The organism is Rhodococcus sp. BP22 (assembly GCF_014281965.1).
GTDB lineage: Bacteria > Actinomycetota > Actinomycetes > Mycobacteriales > Mycobacteriaceae > Rhodococcoides.
Map to the genome: position 1 here is coordinate 169,733 of NZ_JACFTB010000001.1, position 12,357 is coordinate 182,089.

Consider the following 12,357-nt stretch of genomic DNA (forward strand, 5'->3'; position numbering starts at 1 on the left):
CCTTACGCTCCTGTCGGCGTTCGGATCACACCGTCGCGTGCGGTGATCCGCCCGCGTAGCAGCGTGGTGGTCACTTTTGCCGAGAATGTCATCGATTCGAACGGTGTGTTGTCGGCGACACTCGCCAAATTCTTTCCCGTGACGGTCCAGCTTGCGTTCGGATCCACGACGGTGAGATTTGCGATCTCACCGACCTCGATAGGCCGGCCCTGATCCGGCAACCCCACGATCTCCGCCGGCCGCTCGCTCATGACTCGGGCAACTCCGCGCCAGTCGAGCAGTCCCGGCTCGACCATCGTCTGCACGACAATCGAGAGTGCGGTCTCCAACCCGAGCATCCCAGGCTTTGCCTGCGCGAACTCGCAGCACTTGTCCTGTTCGGCGTGAGGCGCGTGGTCGGTCGCGACGCAGTCGATCGTGCCGTCGGCCAGACCTCGCCGTAGGGCCTCGACATCGGATGTCTCACGCAAAGGCGGATTCACCCGGTTGATCGCGTCGTACGTTTCGAGCCGTGAGTCGTCGAGAAGCAAGTGATGCGGGGTCACCTCGGCGGTGATGGAAATGCCCTGGCCGCGCGCCCACGCGAGTAGGGCGACGGTTCCGGCAGTAGATGCGTGGCAGATGTGGACCCTCGCACCGGCGTCTCTCGCGAGAATAGCGTCGCGGGCGACGATCGACTCTTCCGCTGCTCGCGGCCAGCCTGCCAGTCCCAATCGCGCGGCCGTCGGGCCTTCGTGGGCGATGGACCCGACCGTCAGCCGCGGCTCCTCCGCGTGTTGTGCAATCAGCACTCCGAGCGAACTCGAGTACTCGAGCGCGCGCCGCATGATCAAAGGATCGTCGACGCAATGCCCGTCGTCGGAGAACATGCGTACCTTGCCTACGCCCGCGGCCATGATCGCCATCTCGGCGAGTTGCTTTCCTTCGAGTCCGACGGTGACCGCACCTACCGGATGCACGTCCACGAGGCCGACCTCTTGACCGCGACGCCATACATAATCGGTCACCACGACAGAGTCGGCGACCGGGGACGTGTTCGCCATCGCGAAGACAGCGGTGTATCCGCCGAGCGCGGCAGCAGCCGAACCGGTTTCGATGGTCTCGGTGTCTTCTCGGCCGGGTTCACGCAGGTGCGTATGCAGGTCAACGAAACCGGGCAGCACGATCTGTCCGCGCGCCTCGACGACTTCGGCGTCACCGGCATCGAGATCTGTCCCGATCGCCACGATCTGACCGTCGTCGATCAATATGTCTGTTTCCGGGCCCTCGCCGTAGACGAGCACACCGGTGAGTACAACGCTCATTCCGCTCCTCCGTCCGAGCCGACGAGCAACCGAAACAGCACAGCCATGCGCACGTGAACTCCATTCGTAACCTGTTGCAGCACAGCAGTTCTCGGAGAATCAGCGACCGAGGACGCGATCTCCATGCCGCGAAGCATCGGACCTGGATGCAATACGACCGCATGCTCGGGCAGCAGATCCATACGCTTCTGCGACAACCCGTACGTGATCGAGTATTCGCGAGCCGAGGGAAAGAACCCGCCGTTCATTCGTTCAGCCTGCACTCGAAGCATCAGTACGGCGTCGAGCCCTGGCAATTCGGCATCGATATTGTGCGAAACCCGAACCGGCCAGCTCGACGCTCCGACCGGCATGAGCGTCGGAGGTGCGATCAGCACTACTTCGGCTCCCAGCATCGACAGCAGGAGCGCGTTGGACCGTGCGACTCGGCTGTGCAGGATGTCACCGACGATGGCGACTCGTTTGCCTGCGATGGTCCCGAGACGCTGCCTCAGGGTCAAAGCGTCGAGAAGAGCCTGGGTGGGATGCTCATGCGTTCCGTCTCCCGCGTTGATCACCGCCGGACCAGTACCTTCACCCTGCCCTGCCGTCCACGACGCGATCTGGTGCGCGGCGCCCGATGCCGGGTGCCGCACTATCAGTGCGTCGGCTCCTGCGGCACGCAGCGTCATCGCCGTATCGCGAAGTGATTCACCTTTGGAAACCGATGAGCTGCTTGCACTGACGTTGATGACATCGGCGCTCATCCATTTTCCGGCGACCTCGAATGAGACGCGGGTCCGGGTCGAGTTCTCGAAGAACACCGTCATGATGGTGCGGCCGCGGAGGGTCGGAAGCTTCTTGACCTCACGGCCGAGCAACGCCTGCTCGAAACGATCGGCCTCGTCCAACAGCTGTGTTGCAGACTCGACGGTCAGGTCGGCCACGGACAGAAGATGCTTCATGAGGCCGAGCTCCCGTCGGACAAGCTGACCCCATCTCGACCATCACGTTCGGTGAACAGGACTTTCACGTCCTCCGATCGCGCCGTCGGGACGTTCTTGCCCACGTAGTCGGCGCGCAGCGGCAACTCGCGGTGTCCGCGGTCGATCAGGACTGCGAGTTGGACGGCACGCGGGCGTCCGAGGTCGCGAAGAGCATCCAACGCTGATCGGACCGTGCGCCCGGAGAACAGGACATCGTCGACGAGGACCACCAGGGCGCCGTCGACGCCCCCGGCGGGAACGGAGGTGCGTTCGAGTGGCCGGTGCGGCTTGTTTCGGAGATCGTCGCGATACAGCGTGATGTCGAGCGAACCCAGCGGCGGACGGACACCCGAGAACGCCTCGATACGTTCGGCGAGCCGATCCGCGAGGATGGTGCCGCGGGTCGGGATCCCGAGCAACACGACCCGCGGAGCATCGGCGGAGTCGAGCGCTGTTTTCTCGATGATCTGATGTGCAATTCGCGCGATGGTCCGGCCGACATCGGCAGCGGACAACAGTTCGCGCGCGGACTCCGACTCTTCGGGCGGAGGTAAAGGGCTTTCGGGCGCAGGCAAACTACGACCTCCTTCTCCGCCTCTCTGGACGGATCGTTAAAGGATGTCTGACAATTGGACAGCCTAGCAATGCATCATGCCCTCGAGCACTGCCGGGGCAGCCTGGCGTGACGGACATTACTCGTCGGAAGCGTGCTCTCGGTTTTCGACCGATGAGGTGTCTTCGCCAGTGTCATCCGGGTGAGAACTGGATGTTGCAACGCGCGAAGACACCGCCGCTGCTGCCGCGCGAACCTGCGGCGCGACGAGAACGATTTGGCCGAGCACACCGTTGACGAACGACGGTGAATCGTCGGTGGACAACTGCTTGGCGAGTTCGACCGCTTCGTCCACCGCAACGACGGGGGGAACGTCGGTAGCGTGGAACAACTCCCATACCGCGACGCGCAGAATCGCACGATCCACCGCAGGCAGCCGCTTGAGTGTCCAGTCGTTGAGATGATCGGAGATCACACCATCGAGCCGGTCCAAATTCTCGGCCACACCGACCACCAAGGTCTCGGTGTACTCACTCACGGGGGCGATCGAATCGTCCGCGCGAGCAAGCTCGATGCGTTCTTTGGCGAGGTTCACCGGATCGGTGTCCCGTGCCTCTGCCTCGAACAGGAAATCTACAGCGCGCTTGCGGGCCTTGTGGCGCGCACCGAGCTTCTTCACAGGCTCGGTGCGCGCTGCTGCCTTCTTGGACGACACGTTAGGAATTCACACGCCCAAGGTAGTTTCCGTCGCGCGAATCGACCTTCAGCTTGTCACCGGTGTTGATGAACAGCGGAACCGAGATCTCGGCGCCGGTCTCCAAAGTGGCCGGCTTCGTGCCTCCGGTCGAGCGGTCGCCCTGCAGGCCCGGATCGGTGTGCTTGACCTCGAGTTCGACCGTCACAGGTAGCTCCACGTAAAGCGGCGCCCCCTCGTGCATCGCGATCTGAACCCGAAGGTTCTCGAGCAGGAAACGAGCGCCGTCGCCGACCGTTGCCTCCGGGATGGCGAGCTGGTCGAAGGTGTCACCGTCCATGAAGACGTAGTCGGTGCCGTCGTGGTACAGGTACGTCATGTCACGGCGATCGACCGTAGCCGTCTCGACCTTGACACCGGCATTGAACGTCTTGTCGACGACTTTGCCGGACAGGACGTTCTTGAGTTTGGTGCGCACGAACGCGGGGCCCTTACCCGGCTTCACATGCTGAAATTCGGTGATCGTCCACAACTGGTTATCGATGCTGAGGACGAGACCATTCTTGAAATCGCTGGTGGAAGCCACTGGCTTTTATGTCTCCTCGTGTTCGCGTGTTCTTATCTCGTAGTGACCGTGATGTCACACGAGAGTGAGTTGCTTGCTGGTCATGGTGAGAAGCTCAGGACCGCCGGGGCGGACGATGAGTGTGTCTTCGATCCGAACGCCTCCGCGCCCTGAGAAGTACACACCCGGTTCTACAGTCACAGCAGCACCGCACTGCAGTGTACCGGTGCTCGTGCGTGCGATTCCCGGCGCTTCGTGGATCTCCAATCCGACGCCATGGCCGAGTCCGTGCAGAAACAGTTCGCCATACCCGGCTTCTTCGATAACCGACCGCGCCGCAGCGTCCACCGATGCAGTGCTCACACCAGGGACAAGCGCATCCCTTCCCGCTGTCTGAGCGCGCAAAACCAGCTCGTACACATCTCGCTGCCAATCCGCTGGGCTCCCGATGACCACCGTTCGGGTCATATCCGAGTGATATCCGCCGACGAGCGCGCCGAAATCGAACTTCACGAAGTCGCCAGATTCCAGGATTGCTGCAGTGGGTCGGTGATGCGGCACCGCGGAATGCGCACCCGCCGCCACGATCGTCTCGAAGGAAATCCCGTCCGCGCCGTGTTCGACCATCAGCGACTCCAGTTCACGTGCCACGGCAAGTTCGGTACGGCCAGGCCGAATCGAACCACGCTCGACGAGCACGGCAAAAGCGTCGTCCGCCGCGCGGCAGGCCTCGCGTAACAAGCCGATTTCGTACTCGTCCTTCACCATTCGAAGTTCTTCGACGAGACCGGGACTGCACACCAGATCGAGCGAGGCATTCGCCTCACTCCATCCTCGATGCTGATCGACGGTCACGACATGGCTCTCGAACCCGATTGCACCACCCCTCGGCGCATAGTCGCTCGCCAGCAGATGCGCCGCCGAAGACCGGTCGATCACTGCACGAAGATCGGGGACTTGCTCGGCGACTTGACTGAGATATCGGCCGTCCGTGCAGATGACGGTTCGGCTTTCACCCGGTGACGAATCACCGGTTCCAACGATCAACGCGGCGTTCGATCCGGTGAACCCGGTGAGATACCGAATGTTCAGCAGGTCTGTGACCAGCAGAGAGTCGAGTTCCTTCGCGATCAAGGACTGTCGAAGAGCCGAGCGACGGGCAGCGAAATTTGCAGGCATTCCTACAACGTACCGCCGTCACGAGTTCGATCCCTGAGCGAGGCGAAGGCGCAGTTTATGTGGGGCCCGCCACAGTGCCGACCCGAAACGGATACGCTGTCCCCCATGACAGGGTGGGTGGTACGCGGAATCGGAATGGGACTGATCAACGTCGGAGTGCGAATTCTGCTGGGTTTGGCAGTTGCGCAGTGGCCGTTGCATGGTTCGCAGCTTCGATGGTTGGGCTTGGCTGCGGTATTGCTCGCAGTCATCGTGTGGGCTGGGATCGACGGTATTCGTGACCGTCGCGCAAACCCGGACCCGGATTACGGCGCCGATCTGACGATGCTGTGGCTCAAGGCGGCAGTTGTCGGCGGTCTGCTCGCCGGACTGCTCGCATGGCTGATCGGTCTGATAGTGGACTTCAGTCTCGGCCAGAACTCACTGTTCTTCGAGATGACCTCGGGTGCAGCGTTCACCATTCTTCTGATCTTCATTCCGGCGACCATCTCGGTGTTCCTGGGCCGCCTGCTCGTCGGACGCGAGGCGAAGAAGAAGCTCGCCGCATCCGATGCAGAACACGAACAGGAACGCCACGATCGTCATCTGGTCGGCGCAGGGACTACCGCCTCGCACCAGGGTTCGGCGGCAGACCAGAGTTCGGTAGCGGACCAGAATCGATGGGCCGACGACAACGCGGACACCGAGGTGTTCCAGGCCGTGCAACCCGACGCCGAGGACGCGAAGGGCAGTTCACACGGCGAGCATCGTTCCGAACACTGACTCTCGAACACAAGAAATCCCCCTGCATCTTCGACCCTTGGCCGAAAATGCAGGGGGATTTTCCATTCGGATCGCGCCTCGATCAGAGCAAAATGCCCGAGCTACCCGGTCCCGGGTCATCCTTGGCGACTACCGAATATGCAGCGACGAGAAGAGCCGGATCAGGCCCTTCGAGCCTCCCCGGTTTCGCCAGTCCGTCGAGCACGACAAATCTGAGCATCCCGGCGCGATTCTTCTTGTCGGTTTGCATTCCCTTGAGAAGATCACCGAATGCGTCGCCGTCGTATCCGACGGGAAGACCGACCGACTGGAGAATACTGCGGTGGCGGTCAGCAGTGGCGTCGTCGAGGCGGCCCGCAAGCCGTCCCAACTCTGCCGCGAACACCAGACCTACCGACACTGCCGCGCCGTGACGCCAGCGGTACCGCTCGCGTCGCTCGATGGCGTGGCCGAGAGTGTGGCCGTAGTTGAGTATCTCCCGAAGGTCGGACTCACGAAGATCAGCGGCAACGACTCGGGCCTTGACTTCGACGGACCGGCGAATGAGCTCGGGCAGCACCGACCCAGTCGGGTCCATCGCTGCTTCGGGATCGGCTTCGATCAAGTCGAGAATGACCGGATCCTCGATGAAACCGGTCTTGATGACCTCTGCGAGGCCGGAGACGATCTCGTACTTCGGGACTGTCTCCAACGTCGCGAGATCGATCAACACTGCCGAAGGCTCGTGGAACGAACCCACGAGGTTCTTTCCTGCCTCGGTATTGATGCCGGTCTTGCCACCGACTGCCGCGTCGACCATCGCCAACAGCGTCGTCGGCACGTGGACCACCTTGACGCCACGCATCCACGTCGCGGCAACGAAGCCTGCCAGGTCGGTAGCTGCTCCCCCACCGATACTCACCACGGCATCACTTCGGGTCAGTCCGATTCTGCCGAGAACCTCCCAGCAAAAACCGGCGACCGCCAGTTCTTTGCCGTCCTCTGCATCCGGGATCTCGATGCGGTGTGCATCGATTCCCTTCGCCGCCAACACCTCTCGGACGGCCTCCGCCGTCTCGGCAAGCGGCGGCTGATGGAAGATCGCAACAGTCTTCGTACCGACGAGTTGATCGACCAGGTCGGTCAACAATCCTCTGCCGATGATCACCGGATACGGCGCTGCAGTATTGACCATTACGCGTACGGGGTCGGTCATCCGTTCACCTTCATCCACTCGACGAATCGTTGTGCACTGTTGATGGCCTAGTGCCTTCCTGGGCATGATGTTGCTTCAGCTTCGCCACGACCTGTCCGACCACTCGGGCCGGACTTCGCCCATCCGTGCGGACGCGAATGGTAGCGACCGATCGATAGAGCGGACGCCGTGTGCGCATCAAAGCCTGATATGCGGCGCGTGCATCCGGACCCGCCAGCAGCGGGCGGGACGTATTGGCCCCGGTTCGACGCAACCCCTCCGCGACACTGATTTCGAGGTAGACCACTGTCTGCGACGCCAGCGCCGCGCGCGTGCGATCGGAGAGAATCGATCCGCCTCCGAGCGAGACGATGCCGTCATGAGTGGCAAGCGCGTCGGCAACGACCTGCTCCTCGATCACTCGAAACGCCTGCTCCCCGTCCTGCGCGAAGATCTCTGGAATTGTACGACCGGTGCGGCGCTCGATCGCTGCGTCCGTGTCGAGAAGCTCCAACTCGAGCGCCTGCGACACGCGCCTACCGATGGTGGACTTCCCTGCGCCGGGAGGTCCCACCAGCACCGCGTAAGGAGTCATCGTGGTGGTCGGGCGGCGTTGCCCTTCAGGTAGTGCGCGACGTTGCTCGTCGTCTCCGCCAACGAATCGCCACCGAACTTCTCGAGCACTGCCTGCGCCACGACGAGAGCTACCATCGTCTCGGCTACGACGCCCGCAGCGGGTACCGCACATACATCGGAGCGTTGATGGATCGCGACGGCTTCCTCGCCGGTCGACATATCCACCGTTGCAAGTGCGCGAGGAACAGTGGAGATCGGCTTCATTGCTGCCCGGACACGAAGAGGCTCTCCGTTGGTCATGCCACCTTCGATACCACCCGCGCGGTTGGTCGATCGCAGGATCCCGTCCGGGCCCGGGGTGATCTCATCGTGCGCAGCGCTGCCACGACGACGGGCCGTTTCGAAACCGTCACCTACCTCGACGCCCTTGATCGCCTGAATTCCCATGAGCGCTGCAGCAAGTCGTGCATCGAGCTTACGATCTCCGCTGACGAACGAGCCGAGGCCGACAGGAAGGCCGTGGACGACGACCTCGACGACGCCACCGAGGGTGTCGCCGTCTCGCTTCGCGGCCTCGATCTCGGCGATCATCGACTCACCGGAAGCGGCATCGAAGGCTCGCACCGGGCTCGCATCGATCGCGTCGAGATCGTTACCGGACGGTGGCGGACCGACGTACGGGTCCGATGCGCCGATGGAAATGACGTGGGAGACGACATCGACGCCGAGTGCCTGTTTCAAGAAGCTGCGAGCAACAGTGCCGATCGCGACCCGCGCGGCAGTTTCACGGGCACTCGCCCGTTCGAGAACCGGCCTGGCGTCGTCGAATCCGTATTTCAACATTCCCGAGTAATCGGCATGCCCGGGACGGGGCCTGGTCAACGGAGCGTTCCGCGCCAACGCGTCGAGAACCGACGGGTCCACCGGGTCCGCGGACATGACCTGTTCCCATTTGGGCCACTCGGTGTTGCCTACTTCGATCGCGATCGGGCCGCCGATAGTCCGACCATGACGCACACCACCGGTGATCGTCACCTTGTCGGCCTCGAACTTCATCCTGGCGCCGCGTCCGTAGCCCAGTCGGCGGCGAGCCAACTGATCGGCAATGTCGTCCGAGGTCACTTCGACACCCGCGACCATTCCTTCGAGGATGGACACGAGGGCAGGGCCGTGAGATTCTCCGGCAGTTATCCAGCGCAGCACGGCCTCATCTTTTCACGTCGGTGAAGCCGCGAGTGCCAGCAGGGTCGACACACACATGGATGGGCCATGGGGCACGGTGCAATCTCTGCGTCCGAGCGCCGTCATCGTCACCCCCACAATCCCGGTCAGCAGCGGCGGGAGTATCGCAACCAACGCCCACGCGTCGAAACCCGCCATCGCCGCAACACCGCCGAGTGGCCACGCCAGTTTCACGTCACCAGCACCGAATGCCGTGGGCAAACACACATGAACGAGGAGATAGCTGCCGAACAGGGCCGCCGCACCGACGAGCATGGGCGCGATGTCGCCGGAGAATGCTCCGAGCAACAGGGCGACGATCGCTCCTGCGCCTGTCAGCGAATTCGGTAAACGCCTGCACCCGATGTCGATGCACGCCAGCACCGAACACCACCAGCCCAACAGCCCGAGCGAGATACCGCAACCGAGCAGCGATCCCGCCGACCACACCACACTCAGCACCAAGGGAAGTCCGACGGCCTTCCAGGACGGTGCCAGCCCTCTCACAGTTCGCTCGGTGGCGATTCCTATGCCCCATCCGATCGAACCGAATGCGAGTGCCCATCCCAGAGATGCCGTGGTCATGCGGCAAGTGTGGAACTACTGCCGACCCATGTCGCGTCGGGCTCCCAGGTGGAGAACTGCCCTGTGTATCGACGAGCCACCTGTGGATGAAACTGTCAGTGGGTGCCGATAGCTGCGATCATCGCCGCGCGCGGAGCGGATAGACCCGTAAATTGCTCGACCTGCCCGAAAGCTTGATTGAGCAACATCGACAGGCCCGAGACGATGATGCCGCCGGCCGACTCCACCGCGGTCGCCAACGGCGTCGGCCATGGATCGTAAATTGCGTCGAGGACGATCGGCGCATGTGCAAGGGCCGCCGACACCGGCGCAACACCCTCTGCGGGCACGGTACTGACAACGACAGCCGCCGCGGCGGCCGCGTCGGACAGCGTTCGGTCGGACATAGCGAGGAACGTGGTCCTCAAGCCCGCCGCTTCGCCGCATGCGAGAGTCTCGCGGGCCCGATCTGCCGATCGTGCAACAACTGTTGCCGATTTCGCCCCCATTTCGGCGAGAGCAACGAGCGCAGGCCTCGATGTTCCACCGGCTCCGACGACCATGACTGCCCGACCGGCAAGATCAGCGACACCGACCTCACGCAGCGCCCCCTTCACGCCATCGACATCTGTGCAGTCTGCTCGCCATCCGGTCTTGGTGCGTAGCAGGGTGTTCGCCGATCCAGCGAGAATCGCACGATCGGTTCTCGTGTCGGCGAACTCCAACGCCGCAACCTTGTTCGGCATCGTCACCGACAGGCCGACCCAGTCCGGACCCAGACAGCCCACGAGCCCCGGCAGTTGATCGGCAGAACACTCGATTCGTTCGTAGGTCCAATCGGTCAGACCCAAGGCAAGGTATGCAGCGAGATGCAACTGGGGCGATTTCGAATGTATGACCGGATTACCCAGAACGGCGGCGCGCATCAGTTTCTACCGTCCGCTGTCGAGGAATCCGTCCTCGACCTTTCCGATATTCGCGAGATGCTCGTTGTAGTCGCGCGTGAACAACGTCTCACCTACTTGATTGATAGTCACGAAGTACAGCCAATCACCATCTGCGGGTGCCTCGACCGCTTCCACTGCACCGATACTCGGCGCCGCGATCGGGGTCGCAGGGAGTCCCTCCATGGCGTAGGTGTTCCACGGCGTCACTGTCGCTCTGTCCTCGTCGGTCGTGGCGACCTCGGTTGTATCGAGGGAGTAATTCACCGTCGAGTCGAACTCGAGCTTCTGCGGTACGGCCAACCGATTGATGATGACGCGCGCTACCTTGCTGAAATCCGACGGAAGCGATTCACGCTCGACGAGAGACGCTGCCACCAACGTTTGATACGGGCTCAGACCCGAGTTGGCACCTACGGTCAGGATCCCGGTGTCCTCGTAGGTTGCCGCGCTTTCCTCCACGAGCTGTTGGAGAATGTCACCCGGTGCTGCGGTCGGATCGAAGTCCCACGTACCGGCAGCAATGAGTCCTTCCAACTGGCGGTCTCGATCGGGAACGACACTCACCTCGGCGCGCGCCCATTCGGGAACACCCAACGCCGTCGGCTCCGCGAGACCACCTGCGGTGTTGAAGTCGGCGTAGGAAATACACGTCGGTGTGCCTGCACCTGTCGTATCGATGCAGCTTGCTTCCGACAAAAGCGTGTAGATGCCCTTCTTGACAGCATCGGTATTGACGTCGCGTGAGTCGTGAAGTTGACGGCCCTCGGAAATTACGACGTTGCCGACCCGAGCGGATGGATCGACGAGTGCTGTCACCGCGTCCTCGGCAGGTACGTGACTCTCGAGCAGGTAGTAGCCGGGCTGCAACGACGACATTGCCGGGTTGACGACTGCGGCTTCCATGAAGGCACCAGAACTCGCCACGATGCCCTTGTCGGTCGCCTCGACACCGATCTGATCTGCAGTGTCACCAGGCTGCACCCGTAATACCACCGACGGCCCCGAACTACCTGCCGTGAAATCGTCAGGGGCCACCGGGCCGCCCGCAAACCGGTCGTACACGAGGAAACCTCCCACTGCGATCACGATGACGAGGATCATCCCCAGCGCCAGCCCGACCTTGCGGCCGCGTCGCTTGCGCTTTCGGGCCGAACGGTCGTGCCGAACCTCTGCTCGTGAACGTCCCACTTCCTGCGGACCGCCATGAGTCACAGCGTGATGAAATTCGCTGCCTTCGTCGACCTGATACCCGATCGGATCCGTCAGCGCTTCGTCGTCGTACTCGTAATTCCCCCGGTCCGTGGACCTTTGGTTGTTCACTCGACCTCCGGCGTTGGATCGGTCTCTGCCGATTTCAGTCGCGCGGACCGCTCATCCAGCCACCCCTGCAGGATTGCGACCGCAGCAGCTTGATCGATGACCGAGCGCTGTGATTTCCCCCGCACACCACTGTCTCGAAGTGCACGCGTCGCAGTTACCGTAGTCAATCGCTCGTCCGACATCCGAATCGGCACGCCGGGCAGTCGTCGCGACAATATTCGCGCAAACCCCTCAGCTGCCTTGACCGCGGATCCACTTTCTCCTCGCAGAGTGCGTGGTAATCCGATGATCACCTCGACCGCCTCGTATTCGGTGACGATCTCGACGACACGCGCGACGTCGGGTGAGTCCGATCCTTTGGGCTTGGACCGCACGACAGTCTCCACCGGCGTCGCAAGTACGCACCGTGGGTCGCTGACGGCAACACCGACACGGACACTTCCGACGTCGATTCCAATTCGACGTCCGAGACCGGGATCGTCCGCGCCTGGACGGTCCGGTAAGCCAGGAGGTCGACGAGAAAAATCCGGCAC

14 protein-coding genes are annotated in these 12,357 nt (G+C 62.5%); 1 reads left to right on the forward strand and 13 read right to left on the reverse strand.

The features are described 5' to 3' along the window. Positions 1–2: 2 nt before the first annotated feature. The 6 genes from H2510_RS00735 to H2510_RS00760 all read right to left on the reverse strand — a co-directional run bounded on the left by H2510_RS00735 (position 3) and on the right by H2510_RS00760 (position 5,260). Positions 3–1,304, reverse strand: coding sequence for a dihydroorotase (locus H2510_RS00735; protein WP_186626505.1), 1,302 nt, complete (start codon positions 1,302–1,304; stop codon positions 3–5). Then, complete coding sequence (locus tag H2510_RS00740; RefSeq protein WP_136169083.1) at positions 1,301–2,248, reverse strand: aspartate carbamoyltransferase catalytic subunit; 948 nt, start codon at positions 2,246–2,248, stop codon at positions 1,301–1,303. The genes H2510_RS00735 and H2510_RS00740 overlap by 4 nt, the downstream gene beginning before the upstream one ends. Next, complete coding sequence (gene pyrR / locus H2510_RS00745) at positions 2,245–2,844, reverse strand: bifunctional pyr operon transcriptional regulator/uracil phosphoribosyltransferase PyrR (protein ID WP_186626506.1); 600 nt, start codon at positions 2,842–2,844, stop codon at positions 2,245–2,247. Before pyrR ends, H2510_RS00740 begins: the two co-directional genes overlap by 4 nt. A gap of 117 nt (positions 2,845–2,961) precedes the next feature. Continuing rightward, complete coding sequence (gene nusB / locus H2510_RS00750; protein WP_315901148.1) at positions 2,962–3,537, reverse strand: transcription antitermination factor NusB; 576 nt, start codon at positions 3,535–3,537, stop codon at positions 2,962–2,964. 1 nt (position 3,538) lies between these two features. Next, positions 3,539–4,102, reverse strand: a complete 564-nt coding sequence (efp, locus tag H2510_RS00755) for an elongation factor P (protein WP_084348807.1) — start codon at positions 4,100–4,102, stop codon at positions 3,539–3,541. 54 nt (positions 4,103–4,156) lie between these two features. Beyond that, positions 4,157–5,260: a Xaa-Pro peptidase family protein gene (locus H2510_RS00760; RefSeq protein ID WP_186626507.1), complete on the reverse strand. Its 1,104-nt coding sequence runs from the start codon at positions 5,258–5,260 to the stop codon at positions 4,157–4,159. 105 nt (positions 5,261–5,365) lie between these two features. On the opposite strand from H2510_RS00760, the gene H2510_RS00765 reads away from it, so the two are divergent. Next, complete coding sequence (locus H2510_RS00765; RefSeq protein ID WP_186626508.1) at positions 5,366–6,022, forward strand: B-4DMT family transporter; 657 nt, start codon at positions 5,366–5,368, stop codon at positions 6,020–6,022. A gap of 82 nt (positions 6,023–6,104) precedes the next feature. Here H2510_RS00765 and aroB read toward each other — a convergent pair whose 3' ends face one another. From aroB to ruvX, 7 genes are all read right to left on the reverse strand, one after another. After that, the gene (gene aroB / locus H2510_RS00770) at positions 6,105–7,217 is read right to left on the reverse strand and encodes a 3-dehydroquinate synthase (RefSeq protein WP_186626509.1); all 1,113 of its coding nucleotides are present in this window, start codon (positions 7,215–7,217) and stop codon (positions 6,105–6,107) included. A gap of 10 nt (positions 7,218–7,227) precedes the next feature. Next, entirely contained in the window at positions 7,228–7,791 is a 564-nt protein-coding gene (locus tag H2510_RS00775; RefSeq protein WP_186626510.1) for a shikimate kinase, read from the reverse strand. Further along, complete coding sequence (gene aroC, locus H2510_RS00780; protein ID WP_186626511.1) at positions 7,788–8,975, reverse strand: chorismate synthase; 1,188 nt, start codon at positions 8,973–8,975, stop codon at positions 7,788–7,790. Before aroC ends, H2510_RS00775 begins: the two co-directional genes overlap by 4 nt. Positions 8,976–8,987: 12 nt before the next feature. Then, complete coding sequence (locus H2510_RS00785) at positions 8,988–9,578, reverse strand: A24 family peptidase (protein WP_186626512.1); 591 nt, start codon at positions 9,576–9,578, stop codon at positions 8,988–8,990. A 95-nt stretch (positions 9,579–9,673) separates the two neighbouring features. Beyond that, positions 9,674–10,483, reverse strand: coding sequence for a shikimate dehydrogenase (locus H2510_RS00790; protein WP_186626513.1), 810 nt, complete (start codon positions 10,481–10,483; stop codon positions 9,674–9,676). A gap of 6 nt (positions 10,484–10,489) precedes the next feature. Continuing rightward, on the reverse strand, positions 10,490–11,824 hold the full coding sequence (gene mltG, locus H2510_RS00795; protein ID WP_186626514.1) for an endolytic transglycosylase MltG: 1,335 nt from the start codon (positions 11,822–11,824) through the stop codon (positions 10,490–10,492). Next, positions 11,821–12,357: a Holliday junction resolvase RuvX gene (gene ruvX, locus H2510_RS00800; RefSeq protein WP_186626515.1), complete on the reverse strand. Its 537-nt coding sequence runs from the start codon at positions 12,355–12,357 to the stop codon at positions 11,821–11,823. Before ruvX ends, mltG begins: the two co-directional genes overlap by 4 nt.